The organism is Schaalia turicensis (genome assembly GCF_019380255.1).
Classification (GTDB): Bacteria; Actinomycetota; Actinomycetes; order Actinomycetales; family Actinomycetaceae; genus Pauljensenia; species Pauljensenia turicensis_A.
This window is the reverse complement of record NZ_CP048928.1, coordinates 695,565-709,447: the sequence shown is the minus strand read 5'-3', so window position 1 is coordinate 709,447 and position 13,883 is coordinate 695,565. Positions and strand designations below refer to the sequence as shown.

Annotated in this window: 12 protein-coding genes and 1 tRNA gene; 1 reads left to right on the top strand and 12 read right to left on the bottom strand. The window is 56.4% G+C overall.

Features of this window, described 5'->3' with window-relative positions; all coding sequences use genetic code 11:
* Positions 1-125: 125 nt before the first annotated feature.
* A complete protein-coding gene (locus G5S47_RS03055) occupies positions 126-1,358 on the bottom strand; it encodes a YPDG domain-containing protein (RefSeq protein WP_219585783.1) in 1,233 nt (410 codons plus the stop codon).
* 438 nt (positions 1,359-1,796) lie between these two features.
* Between G5S47_RS03055 and G5S47_RS03050 the strand changes: the two genes are divergently transcribed.
* Positions 1,797-3,014 carry an amidohydrolase gene (locus tag G5S47_RS03050; protein ID WP_103633590.1) on the top strand — a complete coding sequence of 406 codons (1,218 nt, stop codon included), beginning with the start codon at positions 1,797-1,799 and terminating at the stop codon, positions 3,012-3,014.
* 264 nt (positions 3,015-3,278) lie between these two features.
* On the opposite strand, the gene G5S47_RS03045 is transcribed toward G5S47_RS03050, so the two are convergent.
* From G5S47_RS03045 to G5S47_RS02995, 11 genes are all read right to left on the bottom strand, one after another.
* On the bottom strand, positions 3,279-3,467 hold the full coding sequence (locus G5S47_RS03045) for a hypothetical protein (protein WP_103633589.1): 189 nt from the start codon (positions 3,465-3,467) through the stop codon (positions 3,279-3,281).
* A gap of 116 nt (positions 3,468-3,583) precedes the next feature.
* Positions 3,584-3,656 (bottom strand) — tRNA-Ala (locus tag G5S47_RS03040).
* 132 nt (positions 3,657-3,788) lie between these two features.
* Positions 3,789-4,592 carry a histidine phosphatase family protein gene (locus G5S47_RS03035; protein ID WP_006681636.1) on the bottom strand — a complete coding sequence of 268 codons (804 nt, stop codon included), beginning with the start codon at positions 4,590-4,592 and terminating at the stop codon, positions 3,789-3,791.
* Between the two features lie 2 nt (positions 4,593-4,594).
* Positions 4,595-5,134 (bottom strand): ribosome silencing factor, encoded by a 540-nt coding sequence (gene rsfS, locus G5S47_RS03030; RefSeq protein WP_103633587.1) that lies wholly within the window; start codon positions 5,132-5,134, stop codon positions 4,595-4,597.
* Positions 5,135-5,181: 47 nt separating this feature from the next.
* Positions 5,182-5,874, bottom strand: coding sequence for a nicotinate-nucleotide adenylyltransferase (gene nadD / locus G5S47_RS03025; RefSeq protein ID WP_103633586.1), 693 nt, complete (start codon positions 5,872-5,874; stop codon positions 5,182-5,184).
* The gene (locus G5S47_RS03020) at positions 5,871-7,154 is read right to left on the bottom strand and encodes a glutamate-5-semialdehyde dehydrogenase (RefSeq protein ID WP_006681639.1); all 1,284 of its coding nucleotides are present in this window, start codon (positions 7,152-7,154) and stop codon (positions 5,871-5,873) included. The genes nadD and G5S47_RS03020 overlap by 4 nt, the downstream gene beginning before the upstream one ends.
* Before the next feature lie 37 nt (positions 7,155-7,191).
* A complete protein-coding gene (proB, locus tag G5S47_RS03015; RefSeq protein WP_219811054.1) occupies positions 7,192-8,307 on the bottom strand; it encodes a glutamate 5-kinase in 1,116 nt (371 codons plus the stop codon).
* Positions 8,308-8,336: 29 nt separating this feature from the next.
* The gene (gene obgE, locus G5S47_RS03010; RefSeq protein ID WP_006681641.1) at positions 8,337-9,857 is read right to left on the bottom strand and encodes a GTPase ObgE; all 1,521 of its coding nucleotides are present in this window, start codon (positions 9,855-9,857) and stop codon (positions 8,337-8,339) included.
* A gap of 108 nt (positions 9,858-9,965) precedes the next feature.
* On the bottom strand, positions 9,966-10,226 hold the full coding sequence (gene rpmA, locus G5S47_RS03005; RefSeq protein WP_006681642.1) for a 50S ribosomal protein L27: 261 nt from the start codon (positions 10,224-10,226) through the stop codon (positions 9,966-9,968).
* Positions 10,227-10,259: 33 nt separating this feature from the next.
* Positions 10,260-10,568, bottom strand: coding sequence for a 50S ribosomal protein L21 (rplU, locus tag G5S47_RS03000; RefSeq protein ID WP_006681643.1), 309 nt, complete (start codon positions 10,566-10,568; stop codon positions 10,260-10,262).
* Between the two features lie 213 nt (positions 10,569-10,781).
* A complete protein-coding gene (locus tag G5S47_RS02995) occupies positions 10,782-13,526 on the bottom strand; it encodes an Rne/Rng family ribonuclease (RefSeq protein ID WP_219585782.1) in 2,745 nt (914 codons plus the stop codon).
* Positions 13,527-13,883: the final 357 nt, after the last annotated feature.

Genomic DNA, 13,883 nt, shown 5'->3' with positions numbered 1-13,883 from the left:
AAACCAACACGAAATGACCTATAAGCCCAGAAATTCTAGTTTTTGTTTGAAAATTAGTGACGGGGGTGAGACCGTTTAAGATCTCACCCCCGTACTGTTATGCCGATGTTTCGTCGGCTAGGCGATTAGTTCTCCTCGCCTTCGCGACGACGACGCACGAGCACCAGGCCAAGGCCTGCTACGCCCATTGCGGTTGCGATACCAGCGAACCCTGCTACCTGCGCACTGGTGCGTGCAAGCTTAGACTTTTGGATCGCATCAGATTTTGCAATCTCGAAGTGGGCAGTCACCGTGTCAATGCTGCCATCAGGGTAGGTGAAGTTCACCTTAATGTCAGCCTTCTGTCCTGGTTTTGCATCCTTGCCGGGCTCTACGGTCAAAGTGCAGTTTTTATCCACAGAAGCCTTCCAGCCTAACGGCACGCTACTTGGATCAACCTCACACTTAGTGTCTGCTGGCAGGTCGCCGGGCTTCAAAGGAATCTCAGTCTTGTCATTTACCTTGCCAGTAGTATTCGGGTATTCAGGCTGGCACTTATCCGAATCCTTGCCATTATCAGCAGGGTCAGGTTCTCCGACGGTAACGGTTACTTCAACCGTGTCGGTCGAACCATCCGGGTATGTTACAACTACTGGAACCGTGATCTTGTCGCCCGGCTTCTCACCTTCAGGAACCGAAACGGTTACCTCACCGGTGTTCTCATCAACCTTAGAGCCCTCAGGAGCACCCTCACCAGGAGTGAACTTAGTACCCTCAGGAGCCTTGGTTTCCTTACCGTCCTTGTCCTTAAACGTAGGACCAGGAACCGTCGAATCCACACCAGGCTTACCAGAACCATCCTGATACTCAGGCTCGAAGTTCTTGTTATCAGTAGTCTCAAACTCGATGAAGAGGTCTGGAGTGTTACCCGTGATTTCTACCGTTGCGCCCTCACGAATCACGCTATCATCCTTGACTTTCAGATCATCATTAGCGAGGTCGTCAAGGCCAGAAATCGACACTGTGTAAGTGCCCAGTGGAAGCATCTCTAGATCAAAGTTCTGCGCAACTGAGTATGCACCTCCGCTTACCCAATGTGCTGCATCTGCGCTGGACTTGTATTGCTCACCGTCTTGTGAAGTCAGCGTGACAACAAGGTCACGAATTGACTCCGGAAGAGTCTTCTCCGCAGAAGGATCGTTAACCGAAGGAATGTTGCTACCGTCAACCTTCACACGAATCGTCAGGAACTGAGCCTTTACCAGGTCGACAAAGATGTTCGGCGTATTATCTGTAACCTCTAGCGTTGCATCATCGCGAAGACTGCTCTTTCTAGAGGCTGTCAGGTCGTTTGCTTTGAGGCCCTCCAAACCTGACAACGACACATCATATGTTCCAAACTAAATGAGGCACCACACCGCCTTCGCACTCAAAATACATAAGGTACGTCGCGGGAGGGTAATTTTGTACCGGGAGGGTGAAAATGCCACCCCTCACCTCCTCACTTCATAAACGCCCAACCCAAATCACCCCCAGCAACCACAGCGCCCCTTCGATCCAAATCGCCCTTCAAGGGCCAAAACGCCCACCGCAAGCAACCCGGTACTTTTACCGACAAGCAAAGCGCGCCACCCACTAAGTTATTTCATGTTTTTTATGTTTTTCTCATGCTGACCTCAACGTTCAAATAACCAATTGATAAAAATAAAACTGAGGATTATCGCGTAAAGTAAGGTACACCTTACTCATCTACAGCGGATAGCTGGTGCTCCTGGTCGCGCAATGATTTTAGGAAATAAAGAAAGGGTAATAAAGATATGACCGATTTAGATATTGAGGGCGCGGTAGCAGCGCTCAGTTCGTGGCAAGAAGAAACCTATTTGTGGTTGCATCAAAACCCCGAGCTTTCTATGGCAGAGACCGAAACCTGCGATTTTATTGACAAACAGCTAAAAGACTTTGGGTACGTAACCCAGAGAATCGGTGGCGGTGTTGTGGGTGTACTTAAGAACGGCGAGGGCAAAACCACGCTGTTCCGCGCCGACATTGATGCTTTGCCGGTGAAAGAGGACACCGGGTTTTCCTACGCCTCTACGGTGACGCGTCGGGATGCTCAGGGAAATGAAGTCCCGGTTATGCACGCCTGCGGACATGACTTTCACGTCACCGCCGGGCTGGGTGCTGCCCGGATACTTTCCGAAAACCGGCAGGCGTGGAGCGGCACCTATATCGCCCTCTTCCAGCCTGGCGAGGAAACCGCCGAGGGCGCAAAGTCCATGGTTGCAGACGGTTTGGTTGACAAAATTCCGCACCCCGATGTGGCCTTAGCACAGCACGTGCTCGCCGGGCCCATGGCTTCCGGCTCAGTCGGCACCCATTCCGGCGCTATTCTCTCGACCGGCGCCTCCTTGAAAATTATTGTGCATGGCAAAGGTTCGCACGGCTCCATGCCCCACATGGGAGTAGATCCCGTGGTGCTCGCCTCTGCGATAGTGATGCGGCTGCAAACCATTGTTTCCCGCGAAATCAACCCCTTCAAGATGGCAGTAGTGACCGTGGGGTCGCTGCAGGCCGGTTCCAAGTCGAATATCATTCCTGACCGCGCCACTTTACTATTGAATATCCGCGCCTACGACATAGAGGTGCGCGAACACCTATTGGAAGCAATAAAACGGATGGTGAACGCTGAATGCAAAGCAGCCGGAGCCCCCGCGCCTGCCGAGTTTGAGCTTTACGACTCCTATCCCCTGACCAATAATGATGCCGAAACCACCCAGAAGGTGACTGACGCGTTTATGGCACATTTCGGGTCGGATCGCGTCTGTGATTGCGGCGAAGTATCGGCCTCGGAAGATTTCAGTACCATCCCTGATGCCTTCGGGATTCCCTATACTTACTGGGGTTTAGGCGGCTTCAATGAGGGCGACCCCCAGTATCCCAACCACAACCCCAAGTTTGGGCCGGTTATGCAGCCCACGCTACCCACCGGCACCGAAGCGATTTTGGCTGCGGTAATGGCCTGGTTGAAGAAGTAAAGGAGAAATCGAAACGCGCATCGAAGAGATTATTGAGTCTTTCCTCAGCGACCCTGAAATGCTCGCCTCACTAGCAGTAGACATGGCAGACCATTACAGGAAAGGACACGGCCAAGGAAATGAAGTCCTCAAAGCCCTAGAAACCCGCCGCTAAGATGTAGAAATCCAACTCGCCAACTTCGTCAAAGCAATATCCCAAGGCATCTTCAATGACACCACTGCCGAAGCCATGCGTGCACTGGAAGAACAAAAACGCGATCTCAATCAAGCCATCCAAACAGAAAACGTCAAAACCGCCCTCTCTTTGAGGATGAAGCTTCCATTAGCTCGTTCTACGAGCGCTTCGCCCAGGCCACGATCGACACGCCCGAGACCCGCGACCAGCTTTTCGAGTACTTCGTGGACAAGGTGTTCATCGGTCGCGAGCAGATCGTCATCGCCTCGTACTTCCACGACAGCACGGCACCCATCGAGTTCGAGGACCTAGAAGAAGCGCTGTCCAGCGGACACAGAGCGGGGGAAGTGCGAACCTACGCTCGAAAGCGAGAGTTCGACACTTCCCCCTCAGGTGGAGCTAAGGGGATTCGAACCCCTGACCTCTTCCATGCCATGGAAGCGCGCTACCAACTGCGCCATAGCCCCGTATTCAGTTCATCGCACTTGCGACCCGTTAAGCATAACGGAACGCCAGCCGGTTCGTAAAATCGAAACCCCGTGCAGGCCATCACACCAGCCGCGATCACAGGATCCACGCGACAAGCAGATGCGCGATGCTTACGCGCCCAACACATCCTCGCGGTATCCAATATTGTGTGCAGCCAAACGGAAAGACGGAGCACCCGACGCACCGGAACCTCCCCCACCCACGCGAACAAGCTCTGACCAGTGACAATTATCCAAGCCACGCATCGCATCAAATTCAAGCGGGTTCAAGCCCATGCAGGTAATTAGACCGCGCAAAATTGCTGCACCGTGAGCAACCACAATGACAGTCGCATCCGAAGGAGCCTGGCGAGCCGCCTCAAAAGTAGCATCCCGCACGCGCGCCCCCACAACATCCGATGGCTCAATTGACGCCTCGCCACTCTCGCCCGTCTGACGCCACGCATCCACCAAATCCGGATACTTTTCGCGAGCCTCCGGCAGGGTTAGTCCCTCAAACAGGCCGTAGTTGCGCTCAATCAGGCGCTCATCCACGATCGGCCCTTCAACATCGCCGCCCTGGGCACGAAACACTCCAGCCATCAGCTCAGCAGTTTCCGAGGCCCGCGACAGAGGCGAACAAACAATCACAACCTTATTCGAGGTCTGGGAAGCAACACTCACACCAACCTGAGCACTCCGTGACAGGACACGCTTCGCTAGAACCTCGCCAGCGCGCTCAGCCTGCTTACGACCACAAGTATTCAACGGACGATCAATCACGCCCTGGAAACGCCGCTCAACGTTATAGTCCGTCTGTCCGTGACGCACGAACACAATACGGTTCGCGCCGTCATCGTGTGTCTCAACAGCAAAGTTAGTGTCGCTGGCAGGTGCGGTGACAGTAGCGGGTGAAGAAGTAGCAGGCTCGGTCATGATCAGTCTTCCTCAGCGTCAGAATCGGCGGCTAAATCCATCGCGCCTGATGCAATCGCTGACGCTAAGTCCATGCCTCGTGCATCACCCATCGACGCAACAACCTCAGCCGCCGACATCGGAGTACCGACCCCAGCACCCACCGTGCCCGGCGCCACAACAAAACCGGCAACGCGTGCGGCCTCTCCCTCGGGAGCAAGGTGCGTCACCTTACCGTCTGCCCAGAGCTTTTCCAGAGCGTAGAACTCGCGCTGTTCATCGGTCAGAACGTGGCAGATCAGCTCACCGTAGTCGATCAGTACCCACGTGCCACCTGTACGCCCCTCGATGCGATCGGGCTTCACACCCAGCTGCTTCGCCGTCTGATCCATGATTTCTTCAGCGATCGCGCGCACCTGACGATCCGTAGGAGCAGAAAAAATCAGAAATGACTCAGCCAACGCCAGACGATTCCCCACGTCCACCGCCACCGGATCCGTCGCCAACTTGTCGATCGCTGCCTCTACGATGACGTCCCGCAGATCCTTTTGCGCTTCACTCACGTGGTTTTCCCTCTCTTCACGCCAACAATCGGCGGATTCTATGCCCGTCACTGATCCGTGTACAGGTCGTATTTCTTGATGTACTGGACAACACCGTCGGGCACTAAATACCAGACCGGATGCCCACCTTCAACGCGCTTACGGCAGTCCGTTGACGAGATCGCCATTGCTGGGACCTCCACCAACGACACCGAATTACTAGGCAAACCCGACGCATCCAATTGATGTCCTGGACGAGTAACGCCGACGAAATGCGCCATTTCGAACAGTTTATCCGCGTCCTTCCACTGGGCGATCTGTTCCAGAGCATCTGCGCCCGTAATGAAGTAGAAGTCCGTATCCTCCGGGTATTGCGCCGCAAGATCGGTCAGCGTATCGATCGTGTACGTTGTCCCACCACGGTCAATATCGACACGAGACACGGTAAAACGCGGGTTCGATGCCGTGGCAACAACCGTCATCAGATAGCGGTGTTCGGCGCTGGTCACCTTGCGCCCGGCCTTGAACGGTTGCATCGCCGCGGGGACGAACACAACCTGGTCAAGTTGGAAGACTTCCATCACTTCCGACGCCGCGACAAGGTGGCCGTGGTGAATGGGGTCGAAAGTTCCACCCATGATCCCGATGGATCGACGAGGCCGACCGGCTGAAAACTCTTTAGCTGCACTGGTGGTCAGAGCATCATCGGGCGCCTCGACACCATCGACGCTACTGGCCTGCGCGCAAGTCTGGTCGCTCATGGACGAACCGTCCCATCGCCTTCAATAATCCACCGCGTTGTCGTCAGTTCAGCCAAGCCCATCGGACCCCGAGCATGAAGCTTCTGAGTCGAGATACCGATCTCTGCGCCCAATCCAACCTGGCCACCGTCGGTGAAACGGGTCGACGCGTTAACCGCAATGGCAGCCGAATCAATCTCAGTCTGAAAACGGTTCGCGGATTGAAGGGAACGGGTGCAGATCGCTTCAGTGTGACCGGTTGAGTAGCGACGAATATGGGCGATGGCCTCATCAATCGAGGGGACAACCCGCACAGCCAAATCCATCGACAGGTATTCGGTTGCCCAGTCTTCTTCGGTTGCCTCAACCCACATATCGGAGTCAATCGACGGGGTCTGACGAGCAATCTGGGCAGAAGCAGGATCCAAGTGCAGAGTAACGCCAGCTGTTGCCAAACGAGTCAGCGCTGACAGCAGGAAACGCTCGGCTTCGGCTTCGTGCACAAGGAGAGTCTCAGCTGCATTGCAGACACCCACACGCTGAGTCTTCGCATTCATAATGATGCGTTCAGCAGCTTCCAGGTCTGCGCCCTCATCAACGTAAACGTGACAGTTACCCGTGCCTGTTTCGATAACAGGGACAATCGAGTTTTCGACGACAGCTTGGATCAAGCCCGCACCACCGCGAGGAATCAGCACATCGATGCCACCACGAGCACGCATCAAAGCCGTCACACCAGGACGTCCCAGATGGTCAACCGTCTGAACTAAATCAGCGGGCAGATCAACGCTTTCAAGAGCATCACGCATCACGGTGATGATCGCCTGATTCGAGTTAAACGCCGCGCTACCACCGCGCAGAATAACCGCGTTACCGGACTTCAGGCCAAGCACTGTCGCATCAATCGTCACATTCGGACGAGCTTCGTAAATCACTGCGACAACGCCCATAGGCACGCGCACCTGACGGATACGAAGACCCAGCTCATTCACGGTTCCACGGAGGATCTGGCCGACCGGATCCGGCAAGCTGGCGACCTCGCGAACAGAATCAGCAATTGACGCGATACGCGACTGGTCCAACGCCAAACGATCCAAGAGCCCAGCGGACATGTCGTTTTCGCGACCTCGCAGTAAATCCAGCTGGTTCGCAGACAAGATTTCGCGGGACCGTTCTTCAAGGGCAATCGCAATTGCTTCCAGCGCGCGATTCTTCACACCAGCTGTCGCCACGGCGAGCGACAAGGAGGCCGTGCGCGCAACCGTAGTCAGATCTGAAATATCAGGAATCTGGTCAGTCATGTCCCCATTTTCCCACAGGTTGGAGCGCTGAGCAGTACTAGACCAGCGGTGCCAAGTCGTCGCGATGCACGATCGGGCGCGGATGCTCCCAACCCGAAAGACGCAGATCTTCAGCAGACAAGCCCGCCATGTGTGCGACCTCATCGGAGTCGTAGGAGACGATGCCTCGCGCCAACAGGCCAGCTGGGCCAGCAATATCTACAACATCGCCTAAATCAAAGTGTCCGATGATGCGAACAACGCCGGCAGCCAGCAAAGACTTCTTGCCTGCGGTGATTGCACGACCCGCCCCCTCGTCGACGATGATTTCGCCACGAGAATGAGCAACATGAGCAATCCAGAGGCGACGTGATGCCGGACGAACCGATGAAGGAGCGAACCATGTACCCGTCGCGCTCCCCGACAGTGCAGTCCCCAGTTCATCCGCGCTAGTCAAGACCACCCCAATGCCGGAGGTCGCAGCCATCGTCGCAGCCTGAACCTTCGTCACCATGCCTCCGGTGCCCACCTTTGATCCCGAGCCCGTCACCAAGACAGCATGTAGGTCGTCGGTCGAATGAACCTCGCGAATGAGCTGCGAACCCGGATGGCTGGGAGGCGCGGTATACAGCCCATCAACATCGGTCAGCAGGATCAGCGCGTCGGCTGCAACCATCTGCGCCACATACGAGGCCAGACGGTCATTGTCGCCAAAGCGAAGCTCGCGAGTAGTGACCGCATCATTCTCGTTAATAATCGGAACAACGCCACAGCTGAGCAGGCGATCAAGCGCAGAACGCACGTTCGTGTAGTGTTCGCGACGCATGACGTCTTCAGTGGTGAGCAGCAACTGAGCGACATCAAGGTGGTGCGCCTGAAATGCTGCCGTCCAGCGAGCAACCAGGAGCCCCTGCCCCATCGCGGCAGCAGCCTGAACGCTTGCCAGATCGCGCGGACGCGAATTGAAGCCCAGCGGATCCAGACCCGCTGCAACCGCACCGGAAGAGACAATGATGATCTCTTTACCCGGCGTCTTCCACTTCGAGACCAAGCGCGCTACGGAATCAATACGGTTCAGATCCAGGCCACCATCATCGCGGCTCAGCGACGAGGATCCAATTTTGACGACAATACGGTTCGCATCGTTGATACGGCCGTCACACGAAGGAGTCACTTCGAGTCCTTGCCTTAGGGATAAGTGGTTCAGTTTTCGCTATGTGGGTCGGTCCACACGCCCTTCTGGCGTTCGGTCCATAGTTCTTCACGCGCCGCAGTCTTCGCGTCCATCACCTGATGGTGGATCTCGCGCTTCTGCTTACGCGTCGGGCGAGCCGACTGGTTAATACGCACGTCAGTGCCACGCTGTCCCAGCAGTTCCGGACCGGTGGTAAGCGTCGGTTCCCAATCGAAGACAATGCCGGTATCCAGCGGACCAATGACGACGGTATCTCCGGCGAAGGCACCGGCCTTCATCAACTGGTCTTCAACGCCTGCGGCAGCAAGACGGTCAGCCAAGTAGCCGATCGCCTCGTCATTCGCAAAGTCAGTCTGGCGAACCCAGCGTTCAGGCTTATCACCACGAACTTGGAAGACCTCTTCACCATCCATCTGGACGCGTCCAACAGTGACGGTGTCACGCGACCCGACAGCCTTCGGACGAATAACCGGCCGCGCTTCGCGTTCAGGCAGGGATTCGCGGTGCTTCTTCACCAGGGCGGCCAGCGTGAAGGACAGTTCCTTCAAGCCCTCGTGCGTGACGGCAGAAACCTCGTGGATCGGCCAGCCGAACTGCTCGAGTTCGGGGCGCGTAATCTCTGCCAAGTCGCGACCGTCCGGCACATCGACCTTATTGAGGACGATGACACGCGGGCGTTCCATCAGTGGAACGTAGCCTTCAATCTGGCCAAGATCGCCCTGATAGGCGGCCAGTTCAGCTTCAATTGTCTTCAGGTCAGACAGGGGTTCACGCTCGGATTCGTAGGCGGCGGTGTCCAGCACGTGCACAATCACACCACAGCGTTCAATGTGACGCAGGAAGTCAAGGCCGAGGCCCTTACCGGAAGAAGCGCCAGGAATCAGACCGGGAACGTCAGCAATCGTGTAGCGTTCATCGCCAGCCTGCACAACACCAAGGTTCGGGATCAGCGTAGTGAACGGGTAGTCCGCAATCTTCGGGCGGGCAGACGACATCGCAGCGATAATCGACGACTTACCAGCCGACGGGAAACCGACCAAAGCAACGTCTGCGACCGACTTCAGTTCAAGCACAACATCGCGTTCTTCGCCGGGCTCCCCCAGCAGAGCGAAGCCAGGAGCCTTACGTGCCTTCGAAGCAAGCGCAGCATTACCTAGGCCACCTCGGCCACCTTCAGCAACAATGAAACGCTCGCCTGCACCAGTGAGGTCAGCAAGCAACTCACCGGACGGGGACTTCACAACCGTGCCGTCGGGAACGGGAAGAATAATGTCTTCGCCGTTCTTACCCTGACGGAAGTCACCCATGCCGGGCGTACCGTTACTCGCCTTCTGGTGTGGACCACGGTGATACGTCAGGAGCGTCGTCACCTGCGGATCAACTTCGAGGATGACGGAACCGCCATTGCCGCCGTCGCCGCCATCTGGGCCAGCGAGAGGCTTGAACTTCTCACGCTTAATCGAGGCAACACCGTTACCGCCATTGCCACCAGCAGCATGGATTGTCACGCGATCAATGAAGTCTGCCATTTCGTCTCCTTAAAGCGATCCGAGGATCTGTGCACAAACCTCTGCACATCAAAGCTATGTGAAAAGGGCGCCCGGCATGTGCCGGACGCCCCCTTCAAGCGATCGGTCTCAGGCAGAGACCGGCTCAACGACGTTGACAACCTTACGGTCGCGCTTCACACCGAATTCAACGGCGCCTGCACGCAGGGCGAAGAGGGTGTCATCCTTGCCACGACCAACGCCGTCGCCCGGATGGAAGTGAGTGCCACGCTGGCGAACGATAATCTCGCCTGCGTTCACAAGCTGACCGCCGTAGCGCTTAACGCCCAGTCGCTGAGCGTTCGAGTCGCGGCCGTTACGGGAGGAACCAAGGCCCTTCTTATGTGCCATCAGAAACTACTTTCTGCTCGAATCGGTCTCAGGTCAGGCGATCTCAGTGATCTTGACAACCGACAGCTTCTGACGGTGTCCCTGGCGCTTACGGTAGCCCGACTTATTCTTGTACTTGATGATGGAAATCTTCGGACCCTTAGTTGCGTCCACAATTTCTGCTTTGACGGTGACCTTGCCAAGCTTGGCAGCATCGACGGTGATGGCATCGCCATCAACCAGCATCAGCGGCTGAAGCTCGATGCTGGAACCGATTTCTTCGGAAACCTTGTCGACGACGACGACGTCACCGACGGAGACCTTCTCCTGACGGCCGCCGGCCTTGACGATCGCGTAGACCACGTGTAGCTCATCTCTTCTAGATATACGGAACGGGATTCGCTTGAACAGCGTTTCAATATTTATCCCGCTGGCGCTGGTCGCGCCGACGATCAAATTTAGCTGATTTGCCTATCTGAGGGCAACTTGGATGAGCCAAAAACAGGGGTTTTACGCTGTGCGATTCCACACCCTGCAACTTTTGGCGACACGCCGAGTCACCCTAGTTTAGATAAATCAGGCAGTCGCGTCGCCGCTTTGGGTGGCGACGCGACGACGACGCTTCGGCTTGGAAGCGCTAGACGTGGAGGCTTCAGGTAAAGCCAACGCATCCGTTGTCATCGTGGGGGCAATCACTGTTGCGCGAGCCTCTACCCTAGCGGGCAAGTCCAACACCAGAGCGGGAGCCGTCTTTTCCGGTTCAACGCTTGGTGTGGTGACAACACGCCTGCGCGTCTTTCGAGGCGTAGATGCGGACGGTGCTAAGTGAGCCGACGCCGATCGCGCGCGAGTCTTGGACCCGCTTGCCTTCTGAGCTTCAGGCTCGTTCGCCGGCGTAGCATGTGCTATGGGCTCGCTCACATCCGGCTGGGCAGAATCCATCAAGACTGCCCTACGACGGTGACGAGGCCGCGCAGTCTTTTCAGACTTATTGTCTGTCTGGCCCGCGGAACCGGACTCAACCGGTGTGACCTGAGCGGTGGCATCAGCTTTCGATTCGCTCTTTTCAGCCTCAGTCGAAGAGGAGAGTGTTTCTTCTGACGACACGCGGACTGCGCGACGCGGACGACGCTTCTTCACAGGCTGTTCCTGTTCACTTTCGCCCGTTTCAACAGCAGGTGAAGCAGAGTCAGCGACGGTCGAACCGGCCTTTTCGTGCACACGCTTGCGTCCCTTAGCACCCTTTGATTCGGGAGCAGATTTCTCACCCGCGGAGGCGGCCTCGTTGACCGGAGAATCAGCGGAGGCAGACGCGTCGGATTCATCAGACTTGCGCGATGCGGCGGCGATAGCGGACAGGGCCTGCTTGGCCTTTTCGTGCTCGGCGGAGTCTTCGATGCGCTCAGCCTTCTTGCGCTTATTCGACTTCGGAGCAGACCCCGTGTGGTACTGCGAGCCCGAGAGCTCAACCGGATGCTCGTGAACGATGAAGCCACGGCCTTCACACGCTTCGCACGGGGTTGAGAAAGCTTCGACGAGGCCCTCACCCACGCGCTTACGCGTCATCTGCACCAAACCGAGAGAAGTAATCTCTGTGACCTGGTGACGCGTACGATCACGACCCAAGCACTCGACCAGACGGCGAAGAACCAGATCGCGGTTGGATTCGAGCACCATGTCAACGAAGTCGACGATGATGATGCCACCGATATCACGTAGACGCAGCTGACGAACGATCTCTTCGGCAGCCTCAAGGTTGTTGTGCGTCACGGTTTCTTCCAGCGTGCCACCGGCGCCAATGAACTTACCGGTGTTGACGTCAATGACCGTCATCGCTTCCGTACGATCAATGATGAGCGTGCCTCCCGACGGCAACCAGACCTTGCGGTCCATACCCTTCGACAGTTGCTCGTCAATGCGGTGAGCAGCAAACACGTTATCGGTGCCCACCCACTTTTCGACGCGGTCAGACAGTTCCGGTGAAAGTTCATCCACGTAAGACTTGACGGTTTCGAAGGTTTCATTTCCTTCAATCACAAGCTTAGAGAAGTCTTCGTTGAAGATATCGCGGACAACGCGGACAGCAAGCTCGGGTTCGCCACGCAACAGCGTCGGAGCGGTCTTCGTATTCTTCTGCTGTTCTTCGATTGACGCCCACTGCGCGCTCAAGCGTGCGACATCGTCACGAATCTGTTCTTCGGTTGCACCTTCAGCTGCGGTACGTACGATGACGCCCGAACCGGTGGGAACAACCTGCTTCAAGATCTTCTTCAGACGGGTGCGCTCACGATCGGGCAACTTGCGCGAGATACCCATCATGGAGCCGTTCGGGATCAGCACCAGGTAACGTCCCGCCAGCGTGATCTGACTGGTCAGACGCGCGCCCTTATGGCCGATCGGATCCTTGGTCACTTGGACCAAAACCGGGTCACCCGACTTCAGAGCAGACTCGATGCGACGCGGCTTGCCTTCAAGACCAACGGCATCCCAGTTCACTTCACCGGCATAGAGGACGGCGTTACGACCACGGCCAATATCAACGAATGCGGCTTCCATCGAGGGCAACACATTCTGCACGCGACCGAGGTAGATGTTGCCGACCATCGACTTCTGGGTGCGACGAGCAACGTAGTGCTCCACCAGCAGATCATCTTCGAGGATCGCGATCTGATCCAGACCATCATGATCTCGGATCACCATCTGACGATTCACGGACTCGCGACGAGCCAGGAACTCCGACTCAGTAATACCGTGGCGACGGCGACCTTCACGACGGCCTTCCTTGCGACGCTGCTTCTTCGCTTCCAGACGAGTCGACCCCTTGAGAGCCTTCACCTGGTCGTTAACGTCACCATCGTCGGACGCGGTGGAACGTGTGCGACGACGGCGACGACGGCGCGTTGAGGTCTCTTCCCCATCGTCTTCTAACTGCGTAGCATCCGACGATGCAGCGTCTTCCGCCTGGGCCTCTTCACCTTTGTCCGCATCTGTCTGAACCGTGTCATTCGACTTGGTACGACGACGCGCGCGTTTCGTATCAGGAGCTTGAGAGGCTTCTGCAGAATCAGTTGCCTCTTCAACCTGGGCTTCACCGGTATCGGCATCAGCCTTTGCGGTCTTACGAGTCTTACGAGAACGCTTTTCACGCGTGGGGGTTTCCGCAGGGGCCTCGTCGTTTGAACGAGACTGCGAGCGCGACGAACGAGCCGGGGCGGGTTGCTCGACAGGTGCGTGAAAAACGGGAGCCTGGAACGCAGGCTGCTGGAACAGCAATGACGCTGCAGGCGCTGAAGGTGCCGAAGAGGCATTCTCAGTGGTCACAATTCTCCATTTGTGAGGGCACGGTCCCACACCGGGCCAGCCCTCGGCCTCGCCCTCTAGGGGCGGAAATCCTGACGGTTACCGCTAATCGCGGTCGAAACGTCGGCGCATGAGGCGTCTTCGACGTTTATCTCATTGCGAAGGTGTGTCCGCAATGTCCGATACACACTCAAGTTTGCCACATTTTTACCCGAGCCGTTTAAAGGGGCACAGTTATATACGGCGCATATATACGACGCGTCTCGTCCTCGTAAATTTATAAAACCAACTGTGAGCTAAATACCCACTTGAACATTGCCGAAGCACCATCTGAAAACTGGCAAGACGGGACTTTCGAGCCAAAAAACAGCCCAAATA

Bases quoted from the DNA above. Each gene is read 5' to 3' on its own strand.
- obgE (WP_006681641.1), bottom strand. From the start codon at position 9,857: ATGGCAGACTTCATTGATCGCGTGACAATCCATGCTGCTGGTGGCAAT.
- G5S47_RS03020 (WP_006681639.1), bottom strand. From the start codon at position 7,154: ATGACTGACCAGATTCCTGATATTTCAGATCTGACTACGGTTGCGCGC.
- rpmA (WP_006681642.1), bottom strand. From the start codon at position 10,226: ATGGCACATAAGAAGGGCCTTGGTTCCTCCCGTAACGGCCGCGACTCG.
- nadD (WP_103633586.1), bottom strand. From the start codon at position 5,874: ATGAGCGACCAGACTTGCGCGCAGGCCAGTAGCGTCGATGGTGTCGAG.
- G5S47_RS03050 (WP_103633590.1), top strand. From the start codon at position 1,797: ATGACCGATTTAGATATTGAGGGCGCGGTAGCAGCGCTCAGTTCGTGG.
- G5S47_RS03035 (WP_006681636.1), bottom strand. From the start codon at position 4,592: ATGACCGAGCCTGCTACTTCTTCACCCGCTACTGTCACCGCACCTGCC.